The sequence below is a fragment of the Natronolimnobius baerhuensis genome, from assembly GCF_002177135.1.
Classification (GTDB): domain Archaea; phylum Halobacteriota; class Halobacteria; order Halobacteriales; family Natrialbaceae; genus Natronolimnobius; species Natronolimnobius baerhuensis.
The window spans coordinates 222669-248287 of sequence record NZ_MWPH01000002.1; the positions used below are offsets into that span (position 1 = coordinate 222669).

Annotated in this window: 31 protein-coding genes and 2 tRNA genes; 24 read left to right on the forward strand and 9 right to left on the reverse strand. The window is 61.3% G+C overall.

Annotation, left to right across the window (positions count from 1 at the left end; translation table 11 throughout):
* Position 1: 1 nt before the first annotated feature.
* The 3 genes from B2G88_RS07305 to B2G88_RS07315 are packed head-to-tail and all read right to left on the reverse strand — an operon-like array spanning position 2 to position 3629.
* Complete coding sequence (locus B2G88_RS07305) at positions 2-700, reverse strand: DUF7519 family protein (protein ID WP_245835331.1); 699 nt, start codon at positions 698-700, stop codon at positions 2-4.
* Positions 697-2682 carry a DUF58 domain-containing protein gene (locus B2G88_RS07310; protein ID WP_054864014.1) on the reverse strand — a complete coding sequence of 662 codons (1986 nt, stop codon included), beginning with the start codon at positions 2680-2682 and terminating at the stop codon, positions 697-699. Before B2G88_RS07310 ends, B2G88_RS07305 begins: the two co-directional genes overlap by 4 nt.
* Positions 2679-3629, reverse strand: coding sequence for a DUF4129 domain-containing protein (locus B2G88_RS07315; protein WP_054864013.1), 951 nt, complete (start codon positions 3627-3629; stop codon positions 2679-2681). Before B2G88_RS07315 ends, B2G88_RS07310 begins: the two co-directional genes overlap by 4 nt.
* A 280-nt stretch (positions 3630-3909) precedes the next feature.
* Here B2G88_RS07315 and B2G88_RS07320 point away from each other — a divergent pair.
* From B2G88_RS07320 to B2G88_RS20065, 14 genes are all read left to right on the forward strand, one after another.
* Positions 3910-3992, forward strand: a tRNA-Ser gene (locus B2G88_RS07320).
* A 133-nt stretch (positions 3993-4125) separates the two neighbouring features.
* Positions 4126-4650 carry a 30S ribosomal protein S13 gene (locus B2G88_RS07325; RefSeq protein WP_054864012.1) on the forward strand — a complete coding sequence of 175 codons (525 nt, stop codon included), beginning with the start codon at positions 4126-4128 and terminating at the stop codon, positions 4648-4650.
* Complete coding sequence (locus B2G88_RS07330; protein ID WP_054864011.1) at positions 4650-5171, forward strand: 30S ribosomal protein S4; 522 nt, start codon at positions 4650-4652, stop codon at positions 5169-5171. The genes B2G88_RS07325 and B2G88_RS07330 overlap by 1 nt, the downstream gene beginning before the upstream one ends.
* A gap of 3 nt (positions 5172-5174) precedes the next feature.
* Entirely contained in the window at positions 5175-5564 is a 390-nt protein-coding gene (locus B2G88_RS07335) for a 30S ribosomal protein S11 (protein ID WP_054864010.1), read from the forward strand.
* Between the two features lie 3 nt (positions 5565-5567).
* Positions 5568-6317 (forward strand): DNA-directed RNA polymerase subunit D, encoded by a 750-nt coding sequence (locus B2G88_RS07340; protein WP_054864009.1) that lies wholly within the window; start codon positions 5568-5570, stop codon positions 6315-6317.
* A 158-nt stretch (positions 6318-6475) separates the two neighbouring features.
* Positions 6476-6560, forward strand: a tRNA-Leu gene (locus tag B2G88_RS07345).
* 213 nt (positions 6561-6773) lie between these two features.
* Positions 6774-7127: a 50S ribosomal protein L18e gene (locus B2G88_RS07350; RefSeq protein ID WP_054864008.1), complete on the forward strand. Its 354-nt coding sequence runs from the start codon at positions 6774-6776 to the stop codon at positions 7125-7127.
* Positions 7124-7573: a 50S ribosomal protein L13 gene (locus B2G88_RS07355; protein WP_087714418.1), complete on the forward strand. Its 450-nt coding sequence runs from the start codon at positions 7124-7126 to the stop codon at positions 7571-7573. Before B2G88_RS07350 ends, B2G88_RS07355 begins: the two co-directional genes overlap by 4 nt.
* Positions 7567-7965 (forward strand): 30S ribosomal protein S9, encoded by a 399-nt coding sequence (locus B2G88_RS07360; protein ID WP_054864006.1) that lies wholly within the window; start codon positions 7567-7569, stop codon positions 7963-7965. The genes B2G88_RS07355 and B2G88_RS07360 overlap by 7 nt, the downstream gene beginning before the upstream one ends.
* Positions 7966-7977: 12 nt before the next feature.
* On the forward strand, positions 7978-8172 hold the full coding sequence (locus tag B2G88_RS07365; RefSeq protein ID WP_054864005.1) for a DNA-directed RNA polymerase subunit N: 195 nt from the start codon (positions 7978-7980) through the stop codon (positions 8170-8172).
* Between the two features lie 17 nt (positions 8173-8189).
* Positions 8190-8369, forward strand: a complete 180-nt coding sequence (locus tag B2G88_RS07370; RefSeq protein WP_054864004.1) for a DNA-directed RNA polymerase subunit K — start codon at positions 8190-8192, stop codon at positions 8367-8369.
* Positions 8366-9577: a phosphopyruvate hydratase gene (gene eno, locus B2G88_RS07375; protein ID WP_087714419.1), complete on the forward strand. Its 1212-nt coding sequence runs from the start codon at positions 8366-8368 to the stop codon at positions 9575-9577. Before B2G88_RS07370 ends, eno begins: the two co-directional genes overlap by 4 nt.
* Positions 9574-10371 (forward strand): 30S ribosomal protein S2, encoded by a 798-nt coding sequence (gene rpsB / locus B2G88_RS07380; protein WP_087714420.1) that lies wholly within the window; start codon positions 9574-9576, stop codon positions 10369-10371. The genes eno and rpsB overlap by 4 nt, the downstream gene beginning before the upstream one ends.
* Positions 10372-10500: 129 nt before the next feature.
* Entirely contained in the window at positions 10501-10626 is a 126-nt protein-coding gene (locus B2G88_RS20065; protein ID WP_281253855.1) for a hypothetical protein, read from the forward strand.
* Between the two features lie 35 nt (positions 10627-10661).
* Here B2G88_RS20065 and B2G88_RS07385 read toward each other — a convergent pair whose 3' ends face one another.
* The 4 genes from B2G88_RS07385 to B2G88_RS07400 all read right to left on the reverse strand — a co-directional run bounded on the left by B2G88_RS07385 (position 10662) and on the right by B2G88_RS07400 (position 14259).
* Positions 10662-11603, reverse strand: a complete 942-nt coding sequence (locus B2G88_RS07385; RefSeq protein WP_087714421.1) for a thiamine-phosphate synthase family protein — start codon at positions 11601-11603, stop codon at positions 10662-10664.
* A gap of 84 nt (positions 11604-11687) precedes the next feature.
* A complete protein-coding gene (gene phnE, locus B2G88_RS07390; RefSeq protein WP_054864002.1) occupies positions 11688-12566 on the reverse strand; it encodes a phosphonate ABC transporter, permease protein PhnE in 879 nt (292 codons plus the stop codon).
* A complete protein-coding gene (locus B2G88_RS07395; protein WP_087714422.1) occupies positions 12553-13266 on the reverse strand; it encodes a phosphonate ABC transporter ATP-binding protein in 714 nt (237 codons plus the stop codon). Before B2G88_RS07395 ends, phnE begins: the two co-directional genes overlap by 14 nt.
* A 36-nt stretch (positions 13267-13302) precedes the next feature.
* Positions 13303-14259, reverse strand: coding sequence for a phosphate/phosphite/phosphonate ABC transporter substrate-binding protein (locus B2G88_RS07400; RefSeq protein WP_087714423.1), 957 nt, complete (start codon positions 14257-14259; stop codon positions 13303-13305).
* Between the two features lie 119 nt (positions 14260-14378).
* On the opposite strand from B2G88_RS07400, the gene mvk reads away from it, so the two are divergent.
* The 5 genes from mvk to B2G88_RS07425 all read left to right on the forward strand — a co-directional run bounded on the left by mvk (position 14379) and on the right by B2G88_RS07425 (position 18093).
* On the forward strand, positions 14379-15365 hold the full coding sequence (gene mvk / locus B2G88_RS07405; RefSeq protein ID WP_087714424.1) for a mevalonate kinase: 987 nt from the start codon (positions 14379-14381) through the stop codon (positions 15363-15365).
* Positions 15362-16108 (forward strand): isopentenyl phosphate kinase, encoded by a 747-nt coding sequence (locus B2G88_RS07410; RefSeq protein WP_054863714.1) that lies wholly within the window; start codon positions 15362-15364, stop codon positions 16106-16108. The genes mvk and B2G88_RS07410 overlap by 4 nt, the downstream gene beginning before the upstream one ends.
* Before the next feature lie 209 nt (positions 16109-16317).
* Positions 16318-16659, forward strand: a complete 342-nt coding sequence (locus B2G88_RS07415; RefSeq protein ID WP_054863715.1) for a winged helix-turn-helix domain-containing protein — start codon at positions 16318-16320, stop codon at positions 16657-16659.
* 2 nt (positions 16660-16661) lie between these two features.
* On the forward strand, positions 16662-16958 hold the full coding sequence (locus B2G88_RS07420; RefSeq protein ID WP_054863716.1) for a DUF7521 family protein: 297 nt from the start codon (positions 16662-16664) through the stop codon (positions 16956-16958).
* A 109-nt stretch (positions 16959-17067) separates the two neighbouring features.
* Positions 17068-18093 (forward strand): CPBP family intramembrane glutamic endopeptidase, encoded by a 1026-nt coding sequence (locus tag B2G88_RS07425; RefSeq protein ID WP_054863717.1) that lies wholly within the window; start codon positions 17068-17070, stop codon positions 18091-18093.
* Positions 18094-18152: 59 nt separating this feature from the next.
* On the opposite strand, the gene B2G88_RS07430 is transcribed toward B2G88_RS07425, so the two are convergent.
* Both B2G88_RS07430 and B2G88_RS07435 read right to left on the reverse strand, forming a co-directional pair.
* A complete protein-coding gene (locus tag B2G88_RS07430; protein WP_054863718.1) occupies positions 18153-18926 on the reverse strand; it encodes an alpha/beta fold hydrolase in 774 nt (257 codons plus the stop codon).
* A gap of 82 nt (positions 18927-19008) precedes the next feature.
* Positions 19009-19473, reverse strand: coding sequence for an NYN domain-containing protein (locus tag B2G88_RS07435; RefSeq protein WP_087714425.1), 465 nt, complete (start codon positions 19471-19473; stop codon positions 19009-19011).
* A gap of 359 nt (positions 19474-19832) precedes the next feature.
* Here B2G88_RS07435 and B2G88_RS07440 point away from each other — a divergent pair, with 359 nt between their 5' ends.
* The 5 genes from B2G88_RS07440 (at position 19833) to B2G88_RS07460 (ending at position 25589) form a co-directional block, all read left to right on the forward strand.
* Positions 19833-22271 carry a S8 family serine peptidase gene (locus B2G88_RS07440; RefSeq protein ID WP_087714426.1) on the forward strand — a complete coding sequence of 813 codons (2439 nt, stop codon included), beginning with the start codon at positions 19833-19835 and terminating at the stop codon, positions 22269-22271.
* A gap of 113 nt (positions 22272-22384) precedes the next feature.
* The gene (gcvT, locus tag B2G88_RS07445; RefSeq protein WP_087714427.1) at positions 22385-23539 is read left to right on the forward strand and encodes a glycine cleavage system aminomethyltransferase GcvT; all 1155 of its coding nucleotides are present in this window, start codon (positions 22385-22387) and stop codon (positions 23537-23539) included.
* Positions 23539-23916: a glycine cleavage system protein GcvH gene (gene gcvH, locus B2G88_RS07450; protein ID WP_054863720.1), complete on the forward strand. Its 378-nt coding sequence runs from the start codon at positions 23539-23541 to the stop codon at positions 23914-23916. The genes gcvT and gcvH overlap by 1 nt, the downstream gene beginning before the upstream one ends.
* Positions 23917-24006: 90 nt before the next feature.
* The gene (locus B2G88_RS07455; protein WP_054863721.1) at positions 24007-24348 is read left to right on the forward strand and encodes a hypothetical protein; all 342 of its coding nucleotides are present in this window, start codon (positions 24007-24009) and stop codon (positions 24346-24348) included.
* Between the two features lie 203 nt (positions 24349-24551).
* Entirely contained in the window at positions 24552-25589 is a 1038-nt protein-coding gene (locus B2G88_RS07460) for a PstS family phosphate ABC transporter substrate-binding protein (RefSeq protein ID WP_087714428.1), read from the forward strand.
* The last annotated feature ends 30 nt before the right edge of the window (positions 25590-25619 follow it).

A 25619-nucleotide genomic window follows, 5' to 3' on the forward strand; every position in this document is an offset into this window, starting at 1 on the left:
TTTAGTGGCGGCGTGATCGTTCCGTATGCCGAGAGCGCTGGCGTCCCGACTGCTGTCGGCGCTTGCCCAATCCAATTGTAATGAGCGCTGCTGCCAGCAACAACAGGACAACCATCGCAACCGGCTGCCCGCCAGCACCGGCGATGAACACCGCATAGCCGATTGCCCCCGCGAGCAAGCCCACCAGCAGACTCGAGACGATTGCCACGGCCTCGAGCCGGCGGGTCTGTGTTTCACGACCCAGTTGCTCGCCGATATCGATTGCGGTGTGTGCGAGGTCCCAGGCCAGGACGACCGCAATCGTCCCGAACACTGTCGGCCCGACGACGGTCGCCTCGAGGCCGGCAACGACGACGCCGAAGAAGACTGCGACTGCGCCGACGTCGACAAATGTTCGCCCGCCTGTGGCGAGGCCGGCACCGATGGCGAGTGCGCCGACTGCCCCAAAGCCGAGACCGGTCGTTGAGGCAAGGCCGGCCACGGCAGTCGCGACGACGGCAGCCACGAGTGCAACGCCACTCGAGAGAAGCGTTGGTTTGTGTGTGAGCGCGATACTCCCCTCGTCGGTGACGTCGTCGGGAGCGGTCTCGCTGTCAGCGTCAGTGTTGGTGTCGGGAGCGTGCATTCCGGTTGTGGTGTCGCTTGGTGTCGGTTCTGTGTCTGCGTGTGACCGCTCGCCGGTCGCAGCAGCGTCACTCATTGGCGACCACCCGCGTGGCGCGCGAACACTTCATCGATGGACTCGTCGGCGGGCCAGTCGATCACCGGGATCCCGATTCGCTGCAGGTCGAATCGACGCACCCGGCGGGCAACGGCCGCGAGTTGCTGGCTCGTCGTTTCCTCGCTGGTCGGATCCGGACTGACGACGGTGACGGGGTGGCCCCGGGACTCGAGTTGGCGGGCAATGGTGACCGAGCCGGTATCACACAGCGGCGAGAGGAAGATAATCTGTGTTTCCGCCGAGAGACGTCGGCGAAGCGTCCGCAACTGCGGGAGCCAGCGACTCTCCGATTCGGGTCGGGTGGCATCGAACTGTGGATGCGTCGCGAGCAGGTCCTGCAAGCGAACCTCGTGGTCGCGTCCCGACGCGGGTGCGAGCCAACATGGATCCGCGTCAGCCGCCGCATCACCGGTTCGACTGACTGGGCCGAGTGCAGCGAGGCCGACCGTATCGCCCTCTGCAAGCAGTGACGCAGCGATTCGACCGGCAGCCCCGACCGACCGGTCGACGGCGTGTGTCGCATCGGGTTCGGGCGCGAGGAACGACATCTTCCGGGCGTCGACGAGCACCACGACGCGTGCTGCGCGTTCTTCATGGAACTCGAGTGTGGCGAGTTCGCCCGTTTTGGCGTGACGGTTCCAGTCGATCCTCGAGAGTGGGTCGTTTGGTCGGTACTCACGAACCGAGTGGAACGTCGTTCCGGAGCCACCGTCGCTGGTCATGAGCCGTCCAGAGAATGAGGCAGCAGTCGAGCGCAGCGGGACCGAGGTGCCAACCGGGCGCAACACTGGTTCGCAGACGAGTTCGCTCTCGCTCTCAACAAGATACTCGCGCTCGCGCGAGCGCGAGAGATCACGAACAATCGCCAGCGCCGGATCGAACTCGTGTGTGCCACGCTGGACCAGTACCGTATACTCGAGCGTGACGGACTCCTGTGGTCGAAGCGCCGTTCCGAGGCGACTCGAGCCCTGTGTGACGGCCAGTCCGGGCGGCACACCGTCGATGAATCGCAAGTCGGGAACGAAGCGACCGCTCTCGTTGGTGATCGTAACAGTCACGTCGACTTCGTCGCCCGGTTCGGGATTGTCGACGCTTAGTTCCCGGTCGACTGCAATCTCGAGTTCGGGCGGGTCAAACGCGTGTGCAAAGCCGGCATAGCCAACGCCGATAACGCCGGCGAGTGCAACGGCGGGCGCTTCAGCGACCGCGCCGATGCCGACCGCAAACAGCGCGACGACGCCGATACCAGTCCAGTACTCCGTCGAGCGCTGGTCGCGCGTTTCGATGCCCTCGACGTCGGCCGTCGTCGTTCTCGAGGCAGTCTCTGCGTGCGCGCGTCGACCGCTGTAGGTCGGCAGTGACGACGTGGAGTTGGCATCAGTGTCGCTGTCTCCATCCTCGAGCGTCCCGCTGTTGTAGCCGACGTTTGCAATTGCGTCGGTCGTGTGGCGCACGGCCGATTGGAACGACGATTCCTGGCGACTCAGTCGATTTGGCAGCCAATCCTGAAGTGATCGCTCGCGGTGGCGTTCCGGTGCGAGAAACTTGGCAGCCGTCGTATCGTCCGTCCAGGTTCCGTCGTCGAGCGTCTGCTCGGCTTCCGTGCGGGTGTGGCCCCCAAAGCGGGTGAGTACGGCTGTCGCCGCGATTCGGAGCCCGCTTGCGATTCGGCGACTGCCAACGCTGTACTCCGAAGTCATCGAGCGGAACTCACCGATTGCATCCGAAATTGTCTCGCCGGGCGCTGGGACACCGGCTCGTTGTTCCGGTGTCGGCGTGTCAATGCTGACGCGAGCGCCACGACGTCGAAAGAGCGAGCGAGTCCCGATTGCGAGTGCGACCAGCCCGACGAGGATAATTAGGCCTTCGTTCAACGACATCGTAATCGTGCCGGTCGCGACCGCAATCGCCCCGGCAAACAAGAGTAGTCCGGCGAGCAGTGCGAGCTGTCGGTAGTTCATGACTGGTCACCTCCGAATTCGGCGTCCGATTGTGTCTCGTCGGCTGTTGCCCCAGCGTACGTGTCTTCGATCTGTCGAAGCACCTCGAGGGCACGTTCTTCCATCGCCGGCGTCGTCTCGGCATCGCCGTAGCGGACGTCTTCGAACAGACGTGTGAGTTCATCCACGTGCTCGCGCTCGAGGCCGGCATCGATAGCGGCGTCTGCGAACTCCCGCGGGGTACTCGACTCGGGCCGGCTGACCTCGAGTAACTCGGTCATCTCCTGCCAGGCGCGATAGATTTCGTTGTCGACGTCGTCGCCGCCTGCCGTATCGATCCGGTCTGCGGCACGGCCGGCCGCGCTTGCAACGGCCGCGGCGTCGGTGTGTTCGTCTGGTTCTGGGTCGGCTTCGGCTGGTGCCGGATCATCATCGTCGCCTGCCTCTCGAGTGGCGAACAGGCCGCCGACGAAGATTGCGGTGATAACGCCCAACACGAACAGTATGGGACCCATCGAGAACACCCCGTTGTCGCCGTCACCACTGGTACCACTGCCGCCACCATCCGTTTCGTTCACCTCCTCAGGGGGAGCCGGTGGCTCGACATCCATTCCACCACTTTCCATGAACAGGTAGATGAGCCCAACGCCGACGAGGATGACACCCAACCCGACGGCGATCATCCGGAGCGCATCGCGGCGGTGAGCGAGTAAATACCAGACGAACGCAAGCGCAAGGACGATTGCAAGTGCATACAGCAGATACTCGAGGAAGACAGGGATATCGGCGACGCCTGAGTTCGGTTGTTCAGTCGGCGGTGGCTGCATCGGTGTACCTCCTTCACCGTTTCCAATTCCGCCGTTCCCGCCGCTTTCAAGCGGCGACTCGAGCGTTGCTGCGGCCAGAGCGATGGCGGTGATTGCGCCAATGGCAGCAAGCAGTCGAAGGAAGAGCGTATTTCGTGACACTAGTTACCAGCACTTGTAGGCCGATAGTAATAAGTTAATACTTCGAGGTATCTTTGCCGGGAAAATCGCGTGCCGGAGGCGGTATGAGGCGTCTTTTTCGCTAGTATTCACTCGAAGTTCAGTAAATTGTCAGCATTTTTGTGTGCAGTGGTAACATGGTGAACCGCATCGATCTCACCACCTTTCGTTGCGCTTAAGTACCCGTCGGCGGTAGAATTGGGTGCGATACGTGTAGAGGAGTGATCCTCGAGTCCGCAAGGGCGATGATACAAGACACGGTGTCGTGGTAGCCAAGCGGCCCAAGGCGCATGGTTGCTAACCATGTGGCGTCAAGCCTCCGGGGTTCGAATCCCCGCCACGACGTCGGATACACTACTGTCGAACAATCCGACACGCGTCACTCAGCGGTGAGTGGCCGCGTGTGTTGTTCGCCAGTCGGACTGGCGCTTTCGTCAGTCGTTTGCAACGCACGCAGACCAGACACACATACCCAACTATGAGCGCGGAAGAACCTCAAGAACAAGAAGACGACGAAGACCTTCAGTACTTCGTCCGTATCGGTCAAACCGACCTCGACGGGACGAAGTCGGTCGAGCGCTCGCTTTCGGAGATGAACGGGATTGGTCACCGGACCGCCCGACTCATCGCACAGGAAGCGGGTGTTGATCGAACGGCAACGTTCGGTCGACTCGACGACGACGTCATTGACGAGGTCGTGACCCTGGTAGAGAACTACGCCGACGAAGTTCCAAACTGGCTCAACAACCGCCAGAACGACTTCTACACCGGCGAAACAACCCACGAGATCGGCAACGATCTGCAGCTGACCCGGCAGCACGATATCAACCGGATGAAGATGATTAACTCCTACCGAGGCGTTCGCCACAAGCGCGGCCAGAAGGTCCGTGGCCAGCGAACCAAGTCCACCGGTCGTACGGAGGGCACCATCGGAGTTAACGTCGAAGAAATCCGCGAAGAGCAGGCTGAAGAAGCCGCTGCCGAAGAGGAGGGTGACGAATAATGCCTCTCGGAACGGATACCAAGAACTACGAGACGCCAAATCACCCATATCAGGGTGAGCGGATCGCCTCCGAGCACTCGCTGCTCGACCGCTACGGTCTCTCGAACAAAGAAGAGCTCTGGCGAGCACAGTCCGAACTTCGCTCCTACCGGCGCGAGGCTCGAGACCTGCTCGGCCAGGCACAAGGCGACGAAACCGTCCAGCGACGCTCCGAGGAGTTCCTTGGACGACTCAAGCGCGTCGGCATCCTTGACGAGGAAGACGACCTCGGTGACATTCTGTCCCTCGAGATCGAAGACGTCTTAGAGCGCCGACTGCAGACGGTTGTGTACCGCAAGGGCCTCGCAAACACGCCCCAGCAGGCTCGACAGTTCATTATCCACGGGCACGTCGTCGTCGACGACCAGCGCCACCAGGTGCCATCGTACGTCGTCGACATCGATGAGGAAGACCTCGTCGCGTTCGACGAGACGAGCCCGCTTGCGGACGAGCTTCACCCAGAACGAGCGGAGGGACAATAATCCATGAGCCAGGACGACGACAAGTGGGGAATTGCCCACGTGCACGCATCGTTCAATAACACCATCATGACCGTGACGGATGTCACGGGCGCGGAAACGATTGCCAAGTCCTCCGGCGGGACGGCAGTCAAGCAGAACCGCGACGAAGCATCGCCATACGCGGCGATGCAGATGGCCGAGTCCATCGCTGAGGAGGTCAAAGCAGCCGGCATCACGGGCCTACACGTACACGTCCGTGGCCCCGGTGGAAACCTCCAGAAATCCCCCGGTCCGGGCGCGCAGGCAACGATTCGTGCGCTTGCACGCTCCGGCATCGAAATCGGGCGCATCGAAGACGTCACGCCGGTCCCACACGACGGATCGCGCGCACCCAAAGGCAAGGGCGGCTACTAGACCATGAGTGCAGAGTACGACGTCGAGTTTGTCGAACGCGAGGAACGCGAAGCGCGATTCCTCGTCCGGGGTGTCACCCCCGCCTTCGCCAACGGCATCCGCCGTGCGATGCTCGCCGACGTCCCGACGATGTCAATCGATGAAGTTCGCTTCATCGAGAACTCGTCGGTCATGTTCGACGAGCAACTCGCACTTCGCCTGGGTCTCGTCCCACTGACGACTCCCCCCGAGGGTGAGTTCGGCGACGACGCCACCGTCACGCTTGCAATCGACGTCGAGGGACCGAACACGGCATACTCGGGCGACCTCGAGTCCAGCGACGACCTCGTTCAGCCCGCCGAACAGAACGTGCCGATTATCGATCTCAAAGACGGGCAGCGACTCGAGGCCGAAGCCGACGCCGTACTTGACCACGGAAAATCACACGCGAAACATCAAGGTGCCGCTGCAGTCGGATACAGCCACCTTCAGCGTGTAACGGTCGGGGACGACCTGCCGGAGTTCGAAGCCCAAGAGAGTCAGATCGTACGCGGTGTTGTCGAAGACGACGGTGAACTCGTCTCGACCAGCGAGTTCGATCACGACCTCTCGAATCGCTATCCCGGCAAGCAGGTGACGGTCGAAGACGTCTCGAACGCCTTCGTCTTCCACGTGCAGACGGACGGCTCAATGCCGGTCGACGAACTCGTCACGCGCGCCGCCGACTCAATCGAGTCACGCGCCCGCGACCTCGAAGAAGCCGTACAACTATAGACAAATGACCCACCGCCCCACCCACACGACCCCAGCACCTGACTCGAGTGTGTCCACAGTGCGTCCCGTGAGCCGCAAGGCTGGGACGCCAGCACACTCACACGCAGGGACTGGAATCGAAAGGGGTTTGAAGGGGCGACGGGTAGACGGAAGTGCACGCAGGGATAGCCAAGTCAGGCCAACGGCGCAGCGTTCAGGGCGCTGTCTCGTAGGAGTCCGCAGGTTCAAATCCTGCTCCCTGCACTTTTCCGGTTCGTCTGATAGACGAGCCGTGAAAATGCACCGTGCAGATTTGGGCTACGGGAGTCGGAGCGGTTATGCCGTCTCCCGGCAGTTCAAATCCTGCTCCCTGCATCACTTCCATTTCTGCAGAACCGAAATCGAATCCGTTTCAGCGTCGAGTCCGGTCTCGGCGCATTCATCGACATCCACATCGATACTATTTGGAGGAAACCAATGAGTAGCAAGACTAATCCGAGGCTCAACGATCTTATCGCCGAGCTGAAGTCGACGTCCCGCAGTTCGGACGCCGACGTCTGGCGAGATATTGCGGATCGACTCGAGAAGCCCCGGCGTTCCCACGCTGAGGTTAACCTAGGCCGCATCGAGCGATACGCACGCGAAGAAGAGACTGTCGTCGTTCCCGGCAAGGTGCTGGGTTCAGGCGCACTACAGAAATCGGTCACCGTCGCTGCCGTCGACTTCTCGTCGTCGGCCGAGACGAAGATCGAACAAGTTGGAGAGCTAGTACCGCTCGAGCAACTGCTCGAAGAGAACCCCGACGGCTCTGAGGTACGGGTGATTGCATGAGTGTTAACGCATCCGAGTTCGACGCCGACATCGTCGTCGACGCTCGAGACTGTATTCTCGGTCGTGTCGCAAGCGAAGTCGCCCAGCGCGGCCTCGATGGCGAGACGGTCGCAATCGTCAACGCCGAAGATGCGATCATCACCGGCAACAAAGAAGACATCTTCGACACCTACCGCACGCGGATCCAACTCGGTTCCGACCGCGGGCCGTACTATCCAAAGCGACCGGATACGATCTTCAAGCGCGCAGTCCGTGGCATGCTTCCGTACAAGAAGCCACGCGGCCGCGAAGCGTTCGAGAACATCCGTGTCTACGTCGGCAACCCCTACGAGGGCGAGCAGGACGCGGAGGTCCTCGAGGGCACGTCGCTGGATCGTCTGTCGAACATCCGCTTCGTCCAGCTGGGCGAAGTGTCCGACCAACTCGGTGCTAACGTCACATGGTAACTAACACGAGTGGAAAGAAAAAGACGGCCGTTGCCCGCGCTACCGTTAGCGAGGGCGAGGGTCGCGTGCGAATCAATTCGCAGCCAGTCGAACTGGTCGACCCCGAGATGGCTCGGCTCAAAATGCTCGAGCCGTTCCGTATCGCGGGTGAGCAACTGCGCGACGAGATGGACATCGATATCCGCGTCGAAGGTGGCGGTGTGAGCGGGCAGGCAGACGCTGTCCGAACGGCCATCGCACGCGGGATCGTCCAGCACACGAACGATGCTGAACTCCGCGATGCGTACATGGAGTTCGACCGCTCGCTGCTGGTCAACGACGTTCGCCAGTCCGAACCAAAGAAATGGGGCGGCCCAGGCGCTCGGGCGCGCTACCAGAAGTCCTACCGCTAAGGTGATTCAACAATGATGGTACCGGTTCGGTGTTTCACCTGTGGCAACGTGGTCGGCGAACACTGGGAAGAGTTTGACGAACGAGCGAACGAGGGCGACGAGGATCCACAAGAAGTACTCGACGAACTCGGTGTCGACCGCTACTGCTGTCGGCGGATGCTCGTCAGTCACACTGACCTCGTCGACGTCGTCTCACCGTACCAGTAGCGAGGCGAACCCAAACTATGCAACAGCAACATAACCGCTACGAGAAAGCACGCATCCTCGGCGCACGGGCACTGCAAGTGTCGTATGGCGCGCCGGTACTCGTCGAGACGGATCAGTCCCAACCGATCCTGATCGCCGCCGAAGAGTACGATGCTGGCGTCCTGCCGTTTACCGTCAATCGAGGGAAGGATCGATGACGCTCATCACAGACGTTCGACTCCGCCGCATCCTCGATTCCCGCGGGAACCCAACGGTCGAAGCAGACGTGATCACCGAAAGCGGTGGCTTTGGCCGTGCGGCCGCACCGAGCGGTGCCAGCACTGGCGAGTACGAAGCCATCGAGAAGCCACCAGGCGAAGCCATCGCGGCAGCCCGCGAACACGCTGTTCCCCGACTCGTTGGGGATGCCTACGCCGGCAACCAGCGCGAGGTCGACTCGATTCTGCACGCCGCCGACGGCACCGATGACTTCTCGAAAATTGGCGCAAACAGCGCGGTCGCCATCTCCATGGCCGCCGCAAAAGCTGGTGCCGATGTCCTCGGTGCCCCGCTGTTCCAGCACCTCGGTGGTGCGTTCCGCGGCGAGAACTTCCCGGTCCCACTCGGAAACGTCGTCGGCGGTGGCGAACACGCCGCTGACGCGACGGACATTCAGGAGTTCCTTGCCGTCCCCGTCGGTGCACCAAACGTCGAAGACGCCGTCTTCGCAAACGCCGCCGTCCACGCCGCCGTTGCCGACCTGCTCGAGGAACGTGATGTTCCGTCGGGCAAGGGCGACGAAGGTGCGTGGGCGCCGTCGATTAACGACGAGGACGCGTTCGAACTTGTCGACGAGGCCGTGTCGCTGGTCGAAGACGAGGTTGGCTTCCAGATCGAGTTCGGGCTGGACGTCGCTGCCGCGGAGATGTACGACGCCGACTCGGAAACCTACGAGTACGAGTCTGCTGGCATCAGCCGCGACACTGACGAACAGATCGACTACATCGCTGGACTCGTCAAAGAATACAACCTCGTCTACGTCGAGGACCCACTCGACGAGAACGATTACGAGGCGTTTGCCGAACTCACCGACCGCGTCGGTGACCAGACACTGATCTGTGGCGACGACCTGTTCGTGACGAACACCGAGCGTCTCACGGACGGCATCGCACAGGATGCAGCGAACAGCATCCTGATCAAGCCGAATCAGATCGGCACGCTGACCGACGCCTTCGACGCAATCGAACTCGCGACGGAGAACGGCTATGACTCGGTCATCTCCCACCGCTCGGGTGAGACTGAGGATACGACCATTGCACACCTCGCCGTGGCGACCGATGCACCCTTCATCAAGACGGGTGCCGTCGGCGGCGAGCGAACCGCAAAGCTCAACGAGCTCATCAGAATCGCAGACGACGCGACATGACAGACGATAACGCAACCCAGGAAGGGCTCGACGCCGCCGAAGAGGAGATCGACGAGGAGCCAGCCGAAGGGGCTGGCCCTGCCGCCGATCCCGAGGAGGACGTCGAGCCTGCAGACGAACAGCCCGCTGACGCCGCTGACGCGGCCGATGCTGAAGAAGCCGATGAGGAAGATGCCGGTCCAACCCTCGACGACGACGTGATGTCTGACGAGGAAGCCGACCTGCTCATCCCCGTCGAGGACTACCTTGGTGCCGGTGTTCACATCGGGACCCAGCAAAAGACCAACGACATGGAGCGGTTCATCCACCGCGTCCGAACCGATGGTCTCTACGTTCTCGACGTCTCGAAGACCGACGGCCGCATCCGCACGGCCGCGGACTTCCTCGCAAACTACGATCCAGAGCAGATTCTGGTCACGTCTTCGCGCCAGTACGGTCGCTTCCCAGCAGAGAAGTTCGCCGAAGCCGTGGGCGCTCGCGCCCGCACCGGCCGCTTCATCCCCGGGACGCTGACCAATCCAAAGTACGACGGGTACATCGAACCCGATGTCCTCGTCGTCACTGACCCAATCGGTGACGCCCAGGCAGTCAAAGAGGCGATCACCGTTGGGATCCCAGTTATCGCGATGTGTGACTCGAACAACCAAGTCAGCAACGTCGACCTCGTTGTCCCAACGAACAACAAGGGTCGAAAGGCGCTTTCAGTCGTCTACTGGCTCCTCGCAAACGAAGTCCTCGACCGACGCGGTGCCGAGCCGTCGTACTCGCTCGACGACTTCGAGAGCATGGTCTAAAAGACGCGTTTCGCTTCGATTCGAGCGATCATTTTCACTGGTTCTCAGCGGGAATCTCGTAGTCACATCACTCGAGTCGCTCTCAGTACTGTCCGAAGGAGTTACCTGCAGGCCGTCCGAAACCGGGGTATGGTCGATCTACTGTTCGAATTCGACGAGGGGAAAATGCCGACGCCGGTCTTTCTCGCGACGGCAGCGTTGGTCGCGCTGTTTGCGATTGGGATTCCGGTTCGGATTCTGCTTACACTCTTGTAACCGGCACACGAAGCCAAACACTATTCTGTGCGTTGTCAAGCGCTATCGACAGCGAGCGACGAATCATCTACTAGCAGTGACTCGAGCAAGTCGACTGCGTCGGCGGCCGTTGCCCCGAAAATGAACGTCGTCGGCTCGATGCCGAACGCGCCGCGGTGGTAGGCCACTCGCGGGACGCCATCCGACTCTGTGAATCGCTCGAGGAGATGCGCGTGTCGATCCTCGTAGTCTGCATCGAACTCGAGTGGCTCGAGTCCGGTCTCACGGGCGGCCTCGAGAATGCGTTCATCGGTTGCAACGTTGAGTGCGCCTCGAACATCTGCATCGACAGCATTGGCTGCGAGGACAGCCGTGGCGACGTGTTTTGAGGCTCCAAATTCGGGGTTTGCAGGGATTTCGATGCGCCCGCCCATTGCGTATATTCGGCCGGGAATGGCAGCGACATCGGTTTCGTCTTGCGGTTCAGGGAGACACATCCCCACGTTGGTGCCAACGTTCGGGATGAACGCAGCCATCTCCGGGATCGAAGCGAGCGTTCGCGCAGCGGTTCGGACGGTCGCGAGCACGTCGCGTTCAGCTCGAACGCTGGGGTCGAGTCCACGAACGCACAGATCACAGCCAAGTCCCTGCAGTTCGGGCATCTGCTCTTCGTGGAGTTCACAGATCGGGCCGCGGTCCTCGAGCGAGCGGATGAGCGAGAGCAGTTCGGCGAGGGCGTCGTAGCCGTCCATCTCACCACCTGCGAGGCCATCAGCGATGCGGTCGACGGTCGCGACCGTTTCGGGATGGTCTCGGAATCGGTCGTCACCGCCGCTGTCGCCGCTGACGTACTTGCTGACGGCGGCTTGCGTAACGCCGAGTTCGTCTGCAATTTCCTGTTGGGTCAGTCCGCGATCAGACAGGCGCGTCGCGAGCATCGCCCGTACTGTCGGGAGAAAGTGGTCGACGACGAGTTCGTTCGGCAGGACGAGCGACATGGCTCGGGATTTGGACGACGGTGGCTTAAATCCGACTACACCGGTTCGCTCGAGTGGTCCGCACTCTCGAGGTGCTGGTGAGAGTCAGTGGGATGTCTGACGATCCGCATCGAGCAGATCACGCAGTCGATTCGCGACGAACTCGACACCAACGACGAGCACAAAAATTGCGACGATAGCGGCCATCACCCGCGTGTAGTTGCGCGCGTTGAACGCCATAATGAGCGGGTAGCCGATCCCGCCGGCTCCGACGATGCCGAGCACGGAACTCTTGCGCGCGTTGAGCTCGAGATAAAAGAGCGTCCAGGCGACGTAGGCGGTTGCAACCTGTGGAATCCGGGCGGCGGAGGTCGTCGCGAGGAGTCCCGCACCGCTCGAGGTGACGGCCTCGACTGGCCGGCTGTCGATTTCTTCCATCTCGTCGGCAAAGAGGCGGCCGAGGTCGCCGATGGTTCCCATGGCGATGGCGAGTGCGCCAGCGACGGGGCCAAGGCCGGCGAGAATCACGAATAGGAGTGCGTAGACCATGCTGGGCACGGCACGCACGCCGCCGAGCAGGAGCCGGACGGGTTCGTGGACGACCCGCGGCGTCACGTTACTCGCACCGAGAATCCCAAGACAGAACGCGAGCGGCAAGCCGAGTGCCGTGCCGACGGCTGCAATCGCGAGCGTCTCGAGCGTGGCCGGGACGAGTGTCGAGGCGTCACCCTGGAGTTGCGCCCAGAGTTGGCCGGGCGCGAGCATCTCCTCGAGTAAGACATCTCGGAGGTTGTCTCGGTGAGCCCAGAGATACGCGAGGTCGAATCCGAGCCAGCGCGCGGTTGCGACGACGAGTGCGAGCAGGCCCACGACGGCAGCGACGCGCCCGAGCATGCGTCGTCGCCAGCGTTGTTGAATCTGGTCGAACTCCTCGTCGACGCCCGGTTCATCGGCCCCGTTCGCTGGTCGATCACGCCGTGACATCGGACTCGTACACCTCCTCGAGACACTCGGGATCGACCTCATCTGCTGTCGCATCGAGCGTGAGACGGCCATCTGCAAGGCCGAGATATCGGTCCGTCAGTCCGTCGGCGAGTTGGGGTTGATGCAAGCTCACGAGGCCGATCAGGTTGTGCTCGGAAACGACCGTTGCGAGGCGCTCGAGGACGGCACGCGCGGTTTCCGGATCGAGCGAGGCGACGGGTTCGTCCGCGAGCACTACTCGCGGCTCCTGCTGGAGCGCGCGGGCGATGCCAACGCGCTGGCGCTCGCCGCCGGAGAGGTCCCCAACGCGACGGTCCGCGTACCCAGCCAAATCGACCGCATGCAGGCGCTCGAGTGCGGCGCGTTTTTCGTCGGGGTCGTGCCAGCCGAGCAGTTCCCGCCAGACCGGTTCGCGACCGAGACCGCCATCGAGGACGTTTGCGAGCGCGGATTTCGTCTCGAGAAGAGCACCGTCCTGAAAGACGAGCGCGACGTCGGTTGGGTCGATTGGTTCTCCGTCAAGTCGAATCCGGCCTGCATCTGGCTCCTCGAGGCCGTTGAGACACCGCAGGAGCGTCGTCTTGCCGGCACCCGAGCGTCCGATGAGGATCGTGAGCGTGCCAGGCTCGAGGTCAAGCGAAACGTCGGCGAACGCCTCGTGGTCGCCGTAGCGTTTCGTGAGGTCGGTGACGGAGAGCATTGCGTGTGAGTACGTCGCGGTTAGTAGGCCCGCGTATTAGTCGTCGTCTTCGGCGTCGTCGAGCGTCTCGATATCGAGACCCATCTGTTCGGCGATGTCGCGGACGTGATCGTACAGGTCGGGATCGAACTCGCCGTACTCGTCGACGCGGTGGTCCGCGAGTGCGTCCTCGGGCGTTTCGATCAGTCGGTCGGCGAGTTCGTTCTGCACGTCGTCGGGCGTGTCGGGTTTGGCGACGATCACGTCGAACGGAATCGGGTCGCTCTCGGCGATCTTGACGATGTCATCGTCATCTGGATGCTCGAAATCGCCGTATGCTGCGGCGTCGACGTGGCCCTCCTCAAGTACGCGGAGTGCGGCGTCGTGGCTGCCGGCCCACTGAATGTCGAAGTCTTCGGGTTCGGTCTCGAGGTCGCCCGCGTGGAGGCCAGCCTCGTTCAGCCGGTAGCGAGGGAACATGCCACCGCTTGCGGACATCGGATCGACCATTGCGATTGTCGTGCCCTCGAGGTCGTCGATGGTCTCGATGCCGGTGTCTGCTCGCGTCGCGATGTAGGTGTGATAGGAGTCCGAGCCGTGTGACCAGTTAATCGCCAGCGGGTGAACGTCGTCTTCCTGTGCGAGGACGAAGATAAACGGCGAGAGATTCGCGAGTTCAGTGTGGCCGTTGACGACGCTCTCGACGACGCCGGCGTAGCTCGTCGTTGGAACGCCCTCGACCTCGTCGACGCCGTCGAAGCCGTTGGCGAGCCACTCGAAGGTGCCAGCGTACTGTGTCTCGAGGTCTTCGGCGTCCTGAAACGGCGGGAGACCGAACTCGATGTGACCGTCGGCCCACTCGCCGACTGAGTCGGTACCTGACTCATCTGTCTCGGCCGACTCGTCAGTATCGTCACTCGAGTCGTCAGCAGCCCCATCGTCGCCATCGAGACAGCCAGCCGTGCTGGCGATTGCAGTTCCTGTGACCAGTCCAAGATACGTACGTCGGTCCATATCCCCGTTCGGAACCACCCAGGGATAACACCCTCGAATACTCAATTGTCGTGTGGTGAGTCCACGACTCGCACGCTCGAGAAGATAGCTATTAACCGTCGTCGGCCGAACGGCCGAGTATGACAGTCTCGAGCGCTCCCGGGAAGGTCTATCTGTTCGGGGAGCACGCGGTGGTCTATGGCGAGCCTGCGGTCCCGTGTGCAATCGAGGTACGGGCCCAGGTCACCGCCGAGCAACGAACCGACGGGAAATTACGCGTCCACGCGGACGATCTCAGCCTGGACGGGTTCACCGTGGAGTATGACGGCACGGCCGGCGAGCACCCACACGTCGACGCGCCGGAATCGCTGTTGATGGCGGCGACACAGTACGTCGACGGCGCAATCGAACAGGTATACGACGTAACTGACGAGGACGATATTGGCTTCGACGTCACGATTGAGAGCGACATCCCGCTCGGGGCAGGGCTAGGCTCGTCCGCTGCAGTCGTCGTCTCCGCCATCGACGCCGCAACGCGGGAACTCGGGGTCACGCTCGAGCCTGACGAAATCGCAGAGCGTGCCTACCGAACCGAACACGCGGTCCAGGACGGACAGGCCTCTCGTGCAGATACATTCTGTTCTGCGACCGGCGGCGCGGTTCGCGTGGAGGGCGACGACTGCCGGGCAATCGACGCACCCGACCTCCCGTTGGTCATCGGTTTCGACGGCGGGGCGGGCGACACCGGTGAACTGGTCTCTGGCGTGCGCGACCTGCGCGAGGAGTACGACTTTGCGGCCGACACCGTCGAAACTATCGGCGATATCGTCCGCAACGGCGAAGACGCGCTCGCTGCAGGTGATTTAGAGGAACTTGGCCGGCTGATGAACTTCAATCACGGCCTCCTGTCGGCGCTGGGTGTCTCCTCGAGATCGCTTGATTCGATGGTCTGGGGGGCTCGCGATGCAGGTGCCCACGGCGCGAAGTTGACGGGTGCAGGCGGGGGTGGCTGTATCGTGGCGCTCGATCCGACGCCCGAAACAGAGACAGCGCTCTCGTTTACACCCGGCTGTGAGGACGCCTTCCGCGCCGAACTCGCCGAAACAGGGGTGAAACGGCTCGAATGATCGTCCTGAAACTCGGCGGCAGCGCAATCACGGACAAGGATCGGCCCGAAACGCTCGACGGCGCGGCACTCGAGGAGGCTGCAGCGGCAATTGCTGTGACGCATGCAGCCAAAGAACGCGATGAGGGACTTGTGATCGTCCACGGCGGCGGGAGCTTCGGCCACCACAACGCAAGCGAACACGGCGTGACGACGACCGAGGGAAGCCACGACACGGCTGCCGTCTTCGACATCCACGGCGCGATGACGACGCTCAACCAATTCGTCCTCACCCGACTGGCTGAACACGACGTGCCTGCAGTCCCAGTGCATCCGTTCTCGGCGGCCCACCGCGACACCGACGGCGATCTGACGCTCCCGACCGGCCAGGTCGAAACGCTGCTCGAGGAAGGGTTCGTCCCCGTCCTCCACGGCGACCTCGTCGCTCATGCGGGCGCGGGCGTGACAGTTGTCAGCGGCGACGAACTCGTCACCGCACTGGCGACGGCACTCGAGGCCGACCGCGTCGGACTCTGTTCAACGGTTCCGGGCGTGCTGGACGACGATGATGCCGTCATCGAGCAAATCACAGCGTTCGACGACGTTGCGTCCGTCCTTGGCGAGAGTGAATCGACTGACGTCACCGGCGGTATGGCCGCAAAAGTCCAGACCCTCCTCGAACTCGAGGCGTCAGCGTCTATTTTCGGCCTCGCGGACATCAAGGCGTTTCTCGAGGGTGGAGAGCCGGGAACGACGGTCGACTAGGCGGCCGGAAATTCGGCGGCCGACACGTATGCGATTCTTCTCGAGTGCGAGGAGAGACTCCATCCCGCGAGCGACTCCACTACGGAACGTGTGATTCGACCGATGGTCTCAGAGCGCCGCTATTCGTCTCCCATACCTCGTCTTACCCGCGACTTCAGGCCCTGAAGCTGTGGGGTTTACCTTACGACGCACAAAACGGAGTTCTATATATGAGCGAGGAGTGCGATGTCGAAACAATCGGCAGTGTTCTCGAAGATGCTGTTGCCCGTTCTATCCTCGTTCACGCACAGTCAGACCCCGTCTCGGCGAGCGCGCTTGCAGACCACTGTGACGTGTCGACAGTCACGATCTATCGTCGCCTCGAAACGCTTCGCGAGCACGATTTAGTGGTTGCGTCGACCGTTCCCGAGCGTGATGGTAACCACTACAAGGTGTACAAAACGAACGTGCGCCGACTGTCGGTCACACTTACCGAAGACGGGTTTGAACTGTCGATCGAACGCACAGACACACCGGCGGACCGGTTTACCAGACTCATCGAGGAACTGTGAGCATGATTCCAACCATCAATCTATCGTTCGAAGCCATTGTACAGAGCAGCCTGTTTGTTATCCTAACCGTGCTTGGTCTTGCGATTATCATCATCGCGTTACAGGGCTATCGCCGGAATCAGAGCCGCCCGATGCTGTTTCTCGCGCTCGGGTTTGCCGCGATCATTGTTCCCGAACTCGCGATGACGGTCATTACGAGGGTCGTCGACATCTCTCAGTTCTGGACGATTACTATCTACCAAGTAACGAACGTCTTCGCGTTTTTGAGCATCCTCTATGCGATTACGATGGAGCCCTGACAGCGGTTACCCGGCTATACATAGTCTGCCCCATTTCTGTTATCACCCACAGGTTCTCCGTTTGAAGCTGTGATAGGCGGTATTTGGATGTCTATTTCGTACACCCTCTATGGCTGACTCGACAGTCGACAGCAATACCGATCCCAACCGAACCGCTGCTGGCACACTCCTGTACGCCTCGAGCGAAACACGGTTGCGCGCGACATGGCGGGCACTCATCCCGCTCGTCGTCGCAGTTTCAGTCTATTTCGTTAGTCATCTGCTTCTCGAGAGTGCTATGGGTGCTGTCGCCGGGACGAGTACGACGGGGACGGCAACCGTTATCGCGACCGTAACCGGGCTGGCGACACTGACAGTGCTGATCGCACTGTCGGCGATCACGGGAATCGTGGTCGCTGCGCGTCTCGACCACCGATACGTTCGTAGCTACGGATTTGCGATTTCCAGTCGATGGGTCAGTGATTTCGGCGCAGGCGCACTCATTGGTGCCCTCGCCAGCGTGGGTGCAGTCGGCTATCACGTCTTGCGTGGCTACTCGACTGTCAGCGTAGAGCTGACGGGTATCGGTGTCGGTGGGACGATTCTGGCACCGGCTGTGTTGCTGGTCTTCGTCCTGTTTTATCTCAGCAACACCGCCTTCGAGGAAGTGGTCTTTCGTGCGATTCTTATTCCCACTGCGGCCGAGGGACTCCACGCGCGCACTCTCGAGCGAACGGCGGCCGTTCTCGGTGCAATCGCGGTCAGCCTCCCGCTATTCGGGGCGATACATCTGCTCGGCGGCGGGTTCGCAGCCGTCATTACGAGCGCCGTCGGCGGTGTTCTGTTCGCAACGGCATACGTACTTACTGGACAGCTCGGACTCCCGATCGGCGTCCACTTCGGTGGGGTGGCGATTCTCTCGGTTATGCAGTCACCTGTCTCCGCTGACCCCGAACTGACGCTTCCCTCGATCGTCGTCGCCGAGTGGACCACGACGCCGTCGCTCGCTGTCAGTGTCGAGTTGTGGATTGTTCGACTGGTAGTTGGTGTCGCCCTCATCTGCCTCTGGGTCCGCCTCCGATACGGCGACGTATCGATTGCAGATCAGGTGGTTCCCGACGATGAGACGGACTCGAGGCGGCCGATAGACAGTTAAGTGCAACATCGCTCCGCGGGTCGAAATCGATGCCACCGCGGGTAGATGCTCACTCCAACTCAACACACTCGCTCGAGAAAGTCCACGACGGCGTCGTTGAACGCACCGGGTTGCTCGAGCATCGGTAAGTGTGCTGCATCCTCGAGTTCGGCGTACTCGCCGGCGGGAATCTCGTCTGCGAGGAACTCGTGGAACCATGGCGGTGTCAGTTGATCGTATTCGCCACAGACGGCGAGGACCGGCACTTCGATCTCCTCGAGTTGGTCGCGAACGTCGAAGGTGTGGCAGGTTCGAAAGTCGCGGTTGGTCACGGCCTGCCCGCACTCATAGAAGCGATCTTTCGAATCGGCCTGGAGTTCCGGGGCCGGCTGGTGAAAGAGTCGATCCTCGCCGTGGAGGAACTCGACTGCCCGCTCGAAGTCGTTTGCGAGCCACGCGAGCAGATCCTCAAGGACGCCGAGTCGTGCGCCAGCACCTGTCAAGACGACGGCGTCAGGGCTGTAGGACCGCTCAAGTAGAATGTGCATGGCAACAGCACCGCCGAGAGTGGAGCCAACGAGGACGTCTGCGTCGGTGTCTTCGACGACGGCCAAGGTGTCATCGGCGTAGGCGGAAAGCGTCGAATACCCTGCAGACGCATCGATATCGTCAGAGTCGCCGTGGCCGCTGAGGTCGACTGCTGCGAGTGGGTAGCGGTCCGCCAGACGGTGTTGAAACGACCAGACATCGTGGCGGCCGCCGCTTCCGTGGATACAACAGAGCGTCGGGCCGTTCCCGCCCTGATCGACCCAGTCATAGGCTGTCTCCCGATTGCGGTGTGATACCGTGTCCATAGGTACTCGAACGAGAGGTGTCGGCATAAAGACTCGAGTCGGTTCACACGGTGTGGGCTGTCTCACCAACGCGCAAGACGAGTTACTCCTCGATTGTGACCGCCTTGTCCGCCGCGTTCCGGAGGGCATCCGAGCGACCGTACGATCCCGGTGCAATTGCAATTGTTTCGATTCCTGTGGTACCCGCGTGCTCGAGGACTGGCTTGAAATCCGTATCTCTCGAGACGATTGCGAGGCGGTCGATGGTGCCGGCACTCCCGAGGGCAGTGGCGTCGACCGCGAGTTTGACGTCGACATCGCCGCTCGTGACGATCACTTCGAAGCCGCGGGCTTCAGCGGCCTGGATGAGTCCCGGTGTGGCGTGTTCGTCGAGATAGAGCCGGATAACGCCGACGCGGCCCAGATCCTGGGCGACAGCTCGAAGCTCATCGAGATCAACATCAAACTCTTCTCGGAGGACGTTCGGTCCGTCCACGAAGAGACCGACCGAGGGTGGCGACTGCGTTTCCGCCTCGAGACCGAGACGGGAACGAACCTGATCAAACATGCCGAGAAGTTGCCGGGGCCGAGAGATAGGTGTGACGGAACGGCCGTCACCGTCCCGCTTGAGCCACGGCCCGCGCGCCAGATTCAGTACTCAAAATCGCCAGAGTGAGGCGTTCTATTGACTCCTGAGAATCTGCGTTACAGCGATACAGTCCACTGTGAACATGACACACATGTCGAGGAAACCCTTGCCGGGTTTTGTCGGGGAACTGACGTCGTATAGAGACCGACGTGTACAGAGTCACGCTTTATTACTGATTTATTTCTCATTCTAGACGTCTAGTTCGAATAATACGCCGAATAAATACACTCAAGTTCGATAAACGTTTACTACATTCAGGTTTTGATGACTTTCGTCTCATGGCACAGAACGATCCCCATGATGGGGAGGCTCACGACGACACCGAATACAACCGCCGCTCATTTCTGACGGGTGCCGGGTCGGCTTCGATGGCCGGCTTACTCGCATCGACTGGCCTCGTCAGTGCCGACGACGATGGGCGCGACCCCGGTCCGAAAGAAGACGAACTGCTCATCGGTATCTCCCCGTCTGTCTCAGATATCGAAGCCGAAGTCGGTCCCGAAATTCCCGGCGACGCCTGGATCGAACACACGAACGAGACGATCCACTACGCGGTCATCTCACTTCCCGAATCAACGCCCGAGTCAGCACGCAAAACGATCATCGACACGCTCGAGGGCATCGACCAGATCGAGTACGTCGAAGAAAACGCCACGCTCGAGGCGCTTGCGACGCCAAATGACCCCTACTACGGTCAACAACATGCACCACAGCAGGTCAACTGCGAACAGGCCTGGGAGACGACACTCGGCAGCGACGACGTCGTTATCTCGATTGTCGACCAGGGCATTCAGTACGATCATCCAGTGCTGGCCGACAATATGGACGACAGCGTCTCGAACCACGGCAACGTCTTCGTCGGCCGTGGCAGCGACCCCTACCCGGTCGCTGGCGACGAACAACACGGCACTCACGTCGGCGGGATTGCTGCTGCCGGGACGAACAATGGCACCGGCCACGCCGGAATCAGCAACTGCTCGCTGCTCTCCGCTCGAGCGCTCGACCGAAGCGGTCGCGGGTCGCTCTCGGACATCGCCGATGCGATCCAGTGGTCAGTCGACGCCGGCGCAGACGTAATTAACCTCTCGCTGGGTTCCTCGAGCAGTTTCCGCACGCTCGCATCGGCCTGCCGGTACGCCGCGAACAACGACGTGTTGCTCGTCGGTGCAGCCGGGAATTCGGGTTCTTACGGCGTCATGTACCCAGCAGCCTACGACGAAGTTGTCGCGGTGTCCGCACTGAACAGCAACAACTCGCGCTCGTCGTTCTCGAACTACGGCCCCGATATTGACCTCGCCGCGCCCGGTTCGCGTCTCATCTCTGCGGTTCCCTGGGACAACTACACCAGAATGTCGGGCACGTCGATGGCAGCACCCGTTGTCGCCGGCGTTGCCGGACTGGTCTTATCGGCCTATACCGACCTCTCCGGGACCGAACTGCGCAACCACCTGCAGTCGACAGCGGTCGACGTTGGACTCTCTGCGAACGCACAGGGCGACGGCCGCGTCGATGCTGGGCAAGCCGTCACGACCGTTCCCGAGGGATACGACGGAGAGACACCGGATAGCGGGAACGAAGACGAGGAAGACGAATCCGACGATGACGACGAACAGGACGAACAATCGGGTCGTCTCCTCGCGTTCATCACGGACCCAGACGCCAGAAACGCAGGCTACGAGTTCACGGCGGAGGGTACTGTCGAATTCGCCGAGGCTCCCTACGAGAGCCCATCCGGCGGCTCTATCGAGGGTGGAACGTACTCCGGCGAGGACTTCATCGACGAGGACGGCGACACCGTCCACGCCGGCGGCATTACCGGCGGCGGCCACGGCGATGCCTTCCGCGTCGACGGTGCAGTCATCGATATCGACCTCGAGCAGTCCGATGTCATGTGGATCGAACTCGACGGCGAGGAGATGAGTGTCGAGGAAGTCATCGAGGAAACTGGTGGGAGCGACGACGATGACGATGCTGTCGACCCCATAGAGCGACTCCTTGCGTTTATCACGGATCCAAACGCCAGCAACGCCGGCTACGAGTTCACGGCGGCCGGTCCCGTCGAGTTCACCGACGCGCCGTACGAGAGTCCGTCCGGCGGGTCGATTGAAGGTGGCACCTACACGAGCGAGGACTTCATCGACGACGACAGTGATCCAGTCCACGCCGGCGGAATCACTGGTGGCGGCCACGGTGACTCGTTCACTGTGACCGGGCCGATCCACTCACTTGACCTCGAGCAACCCGACGTGATGTGGGTCGAACTCGATGGCGAGGAACTGACACCGGACGAAATCATCGACGAAACTGGCGGCGACGGTGGCGAAAACGAACCCGAGGACGGAGACGAAGACGAGGACGAGCCAGATGAAGACGATAGCGATGACGAGCCCCGCTGTGGCACCGAAACCGACGGTGCAGCAGCCGAGGGAGAACTCGAGGGCAACTGGTGGGGCGACAGCGACGACTACACGTACGCGCTGCGAACGGCGAACCCCTGTGGCGTGACGATCACGCTCGAGAGTTCCGGCGACGCTGCGGTCACACTCTACGTAAATACTGACGGCAGTGTGCCGGATCGGTGGTCCTACGAGGAGTCGCTATCTGCGGACGGCGAACTCACCCTCGACCTCGAGGGCGACGAGCATCTCGGACTGCGAGTACACGCAAGCAGTGGCAGCGCCACCTACGCGTTCGAAATCGAAGAACGCGGTCGGTAACCGGACTCGAGCGCTCGCGTCACCTATTTATGACAGAGAGTCGACTCGAGAAGCGGCGATAGCAGCACTGGCCGACGAAAAGACATTACTATCCCGGGAGTGTCCACCCGACTATGCCGCTTCAGACGCCGCCGTTACGTGGGATCCACGACGAGCGTGGAGCGAAGTTTACGGAGTTTGGCGGCTGGGATATGCCTGTCGAGTTCGATTCGATCCGAACGGAACACGCAGCCGTTCGTGAGGACGCCGGCATCTTCGATGTCTCGCATATGGGCCAGATTCACGTTACCGGCCCCGACGCGACGGCGTTGATGCAACGGCTCACCACGAACGACGTGAGCGAACTCGCAATTGGGGACTCCCAGTACGCGACGATCACCGACGAGGACGGCACCATCATCGACGATACCGTCATCTATCGGCTGCCAAACGAGGATAACGGGTCTCCCGTCGACACAAGCAGTGTCGCCGAAAGCGACGGCAACGACCTCGAGGGAGAGCCAACGTATCTGTTCGTGCCAAACGCCGGGACCGACGAGGCGACTCACCAGCGCTGGATCGACTACCGCAACGAGTGGGACCTCGAGGCGACCGTCGATAACCGCACCGACGAGTACGCAATGTTCGCGGTCCAGGGCCCGAACGCCGTCGAACTGGTCGCTGACGTCACCGACGATCCGGTCACGGATCTCTCGCGATTCGAGGCGACCAACGCAACCATCGACGGCGTCGACTGCTGGATTGCTCGTACGGGCTACACTGGCGAGGATGGATTCGAGCTGATCGTTCCCGAAACTGAGGCCGAATCGATCTGGGCGCAGTTTGACTGCCAGCCATGCGGACTCGGCGCACGCGATACGCTGCGCATCGAAGCAGGCTTGCTCCTTGCAGGCCAGGACTTCGACCACGAATCCGACCCAAGAACGCCCTACGAAGCCGGCATCGGCTTCACCGTCGACCTCGAGACCGAGTTCATCGGCCGCGACGCCTTAGCGCAAGTCAAGGCGGACGGCCTCGAGGAGCAACTCGTTGGCTTCGAGTTGATCGACCGTGGGGTCCCCCGCCACGGCTACGACATCACGAACACGGAGAGTCGGGTCATCGGCACCGTAACGAGTGGAACAATGAGCCCAACGCTCGAGCAGGCACTCGGGCTTGGGTACGTGCCGGTCGAGTACGCAGAACCGGGGACGACCCTGCAGGTCGTCGTCCGCGGCCAGTCGAAAAAGGCAAGAGTTGAACCACTACCCTTCATCGAAACCCAATAATGAGCTTCGACATCCCTGAGGACCGACAGTATCTTGAATCGCACGAGTGGGCACACGAAACCGACGGCATCGTCCGCGTGGGAATTAGCGACTTCGCACAGGACGAACTCGGCGACGTGGTTTTCGTCGAACTCCCCGACGAGGGCGACAGCGTCACCCAGAACGAGGAGTTCGGCGTCGTCGAATCGATCAAAGCCGTCTCAGACCTCTACGCGCCCGTCAGCGGCGAGGTCGTCGCCGTCAACGAGGACCTGTTCAACGCCCCCGAACTGGTCAACGAAGACCCCTTCGGCGAGGGCTGGATGCTCGAGATCGACCCCGACGACGACCTCGAGGAATTGCTCTCGGCTGGCGAGTACGAAGACCAGATCGCCTAAGACGACACAATCGGTGGTATATCTATATAGATTCGCGCGGAGTCGCCAAAGAGACGAATCGCTTTTCTCGGTTGGGTCGAAACACCGACTATGACCGACGCGTCGTCGGATGGCGTCAGCAGACTCGGAAAGTCCGGCATTGGCGTTATCTGTGGCGGGATTCTGTTGCTCGGCGGCGCATCCGTTCTCTCGTTTCCAGTCGTGTCGGCGCTCATTGTCATCGGTGGACTCGCCGTTCTCTTCTCTCGGTCGGGAGTCGATGCGACACAGGCTGGCATCGGATTAGCTGCTGTCGGTGGAATCGGCCTCCTCGAGTCAACAACAGCACTCGGGTTCGGGGTTGGACCGATGGTACTCGGCGTGTTTGCCATCGTGTTTGGTGTATTCGATATCCTCGCCAGTGTCGTGTTACGGTCGGTTCGTCCTACGTAACACATACGGGGATGGTCCCAAGAGACACACGGTGAGTCTGAAACTGAGAGCGAGCCACAAAGAGAGGTGTGTATTGGGGTCTATTGTGTCGAACATAGCTCTCTATCGGTATACAGCAGACTATTGCTAAATCTATATACTTATGCCATAGACTATATAGATATTAGAATCGCTTTTATGTGCCCTCTGGAAAGGATCGAGTGATGGCACCCAGCCAACACCCAGCGGGGGACAAGATGACGCGAAGATCGGCGATTGCAACGGTCGGGAGCGTCGGTGCGTTGAGTCTGGCCGGCTGTTTTGGAAGTGATGACAGCGGCCTCTCAGGGGAGATTCAGGCATCGGGATCGAACACCGTCGCGCCGATCACGCAGATTGCGGCGGAGGACTTCGAAACCGAGTACGGCGGCGTCGCGGTCAACGTCGAACCCGAAGGAACCGGCGCGGGCTTCCAGGAGTTCTGCCGGGGTAACTCAGCGTTCCAGAGTGCAAGCCGAGAGATCACCGAAGAGGAAATCGACCTCTGTGGCGAGAACGACATCGAGTACACCAGCTACACCGTCGGCCAGGACACGCTCGCGGTCGGGGTCAACGAGGACAACGACTGGTGTGACCAAATCACGCTCGAGGAACTCAACATGATCTGGGAGTTCCAGTCCGACGTCGAACAGTGGAGCGACGTCCGCGACGAGTGGCCCGACGAGGACATCGCACTACACGGACGGGACTCGGCGTCGGGGACGTTCGACTACTTCACCGGAAGCATCAACGGCGAGATGGGCAACATCCGCGACGACTACTCCGCGACGAGCCAGACCGACGAGATCTGGAACGCCGTCGACGACAACGAGTGGGCCCTCGGCTGGGGTGGTGTCGGCCACCTTCGGAGCCTACAGGACGCCGGCGGGACGCTCCAGACCGTCGATGTCGAGAGCAACCACCCCGACTACGAAGGCGAATTCTTCCCGCCCGAGGAACAGTACATCGCAGAAGGGCAGTACTCGCCGCTTGCCCGGCCGCTCTTTTTCTACTTTAATCACGCCTCCCTCGAGGAGGAACCGGACCTTATCGGCTCGTTTGCCCGCTTCTACATCAACAACCAGCATCAGTTCGCCGAGGAGGTCGGCTTCTACCGGGCGCCCGACGAGCACATCGTCGAGAACCACGACCAACTCGAGTCGGTGCTCGAAGAGATCGGCGAAGACCCCGATGACCTCACCGTCGAGCGACAGGATCCCTGACGCGGCCGCTGAACAGTTCACCAATCCATA

Coding starts and splice junctions, on each gene's coding strand:
- B2G88_RS07305 (WP_245835331.1), bottom strand. CDS start 700: ATGAGTGACGCTGCTGCGACCGGCGAGCGGTCACACGCAGACACAGAA.
- B2G88_RS07310 (WP_054864014.1), bottom strand. CDS start 2,682: ATGAACTACCGACAGCTCGCACTGCTCGCCGGACTACTCTTGTTTGCC.
- B2G88_RS07325 (WP_054864012.1), top strand. CDS start 4,126: ATGAGCGCGGAAGAACCTCAAGAACAAGAAGACGACGAAGACCTTCAG.
- B2G88_RS07330 (WP_054864011.1), top strand. CDS start 4,650: ATGCCTCTCGGAACGGATACCAAGAACTACGAGACGCCAAATCACCCA.
- B2G88_RS07335 (WP_054864010.1), top strand. CDS start 5,175: ATGAGCCAGGACGACGACAAGTGGGGAATTGCCCACGTGCACGCATCG.
- B2G88_RS07340 (WP_054864009.1), top strand. CDS start 5,568: ATGAGTGCAGAGTACGACGTCGAGTTTGTCGAACGCGAGGAACGCGAA.
- B2G88_RS07350 (WP_054864008.1), top strand. CDS start 6,774: ATGAGTAGCAAGACTAATCCGAGGCTCAACGATCTTATCGCCGAGCTG.
- B2G88_RS07355 (WP_087714418.1), top strand. CDS start 7,124: ATGAGTGTTAACGCATCCGAGTTCGACGCCGACATCGTCGTCGACGCT.
- B2G88_RS07360 (WP_054864006.1), top strand. CDS start 7,567: ATGGTAACTAACACGAGTGGAAAGAAAAAGACGGCCGTTGCCCGCGCT.
- B2G88_RS07365 (WP_054864005.1), top strand. CDS start 7,978: ATGATGGTACCGGTTCGGTGTTTCACCTGTGGCAACGTGGTCGGCGAA.
- B2G88_RS07370 (WP_054864004.1), top strand. CDS start 8,190: ATGCAACAGCAACATAACCGCTACGAGAAAGCACGCATCCTCGGCGCA.
- eno (WP_087714419.1), top strand. CDS start 8,366: ATGACGCTCATCACAGACGTTCGACTCCGCCGCATCCTCGATTCCCGC.
- rpsB (WP_087714420.1), top strand. CDS start 9,574: ATGACAGACGATAACGCAACCCAGGAAGGGCTCGACGCCGCCGAAGAG.
- B2G88_RS20065 (WP_281253855.1), top strand. CDS start 10,501: ATGGTCGATCTACTGTTCGAATTCGACGAGGGGAAAATGCCGACGCCG.
- B2G88_RS07385 (WP_087714421.1), bottom strand. CDS start 11,603: ATGTCGCTCGTCCTGCCGAACGAACTCGTCGTCGACCACTTTCTCCCG.
- phnE (WP_054864002.1), bottom strand. CDS start 12,566: ATGTCACGGCGTGATCGACCAGCGAACGGGGCCGATGAACCGGGCGTC.
- B2G88_RS07395 (WP_087714422.1), bottom strand. CDS start 13,266: ATGCTCTCCGTCACCGACCTCACGAAACGCTACGGCGACCACGAGGCG.
- B2G88_RS07400 (WP_087714423.1), bottom strand. CDS start 14,259: ATGGACCGACGTACGTATCTTGGACTGGTCACAGGAACTGCAATCGCC.
- mvk (WP_087714424.1), top strand. CDS start 14,379: ATGACAGTCTCGAGCGCTCCCGGGAAGGTCTATCTGTTCGGGGAGCAC.
- B2G88_RS07410 (WP_054863714.1), top strand. CDS start 15,362: ATGATCGTCCTGAAACTCGGCGGCAGCGCAATCACGGACAAGGATCGG.
- B2G88_RS07415 (WP_054863715.1), top strand. CDS start 16,318: ATGAGCGAGGAGTGCGATGTCGAAACAATCGGCAGTGTTCTCGAAGAT.
- B2G88_RS07420 (WP_054863716.1), top strand. CDS start 16,662: ATGATTCCAACCATCAATCTATCGTTCGAAGCCATTGTACAGAGCAGC.
- B2G88_RS07425 (WP_054863717.1), top strand. CDS start 17,068: ATGGCTGACTCGACAGTCGACAGCAATACCGATCCCAACCGAACCGCT.
- B2G88_RS07430 (WP_054863718.1), bottom strand. CDS start 18,926: ATGGACACGGTATCACACCGCAATCGGGAGACAGCCTATGACTGGGTC.
- B2G88_RS07435 (WP_087714425.1), bottom strand. CDS start 19,473: ATGTTTGATCAGGTTCGTTCCCGTCTCGGTCTCGAGGCGGAAACGCAG.
- B2G88_RS07440 (WP_087714426.1), top strand. CDS start 19,833: ATGGCACAGAACGATCCCCATGATGGGGAGGCTCACGACGACACCGAA.
- gcvT (WP_087714427.1), top strand. CDS start 22,385: ATGCCGCTTCAGACGCCGCCGTTACGTGGGATCCACGACGAGCGTGGA.
- gcvH (WP_054863720.1), top strand. CDS start 23,539: ATGAGCTTCGACATCCCTGAGGACCGACAGTATCTTGAATCGCACGAG.
- B2G88_RS07455 (WP_054863721.1), top strand. CDS start 24,007: ATGACCGACGCGTCGTCGGATGGCGTCAGCAGACTCGGAAAGTCCGGC.
- B2G88_RS07460 (WP_087714428.1), top strand. CDS start 24,552: ATGGCACCCAGCCAACACCCAGCGGGGGACAAGATGACGCGAAGATCG.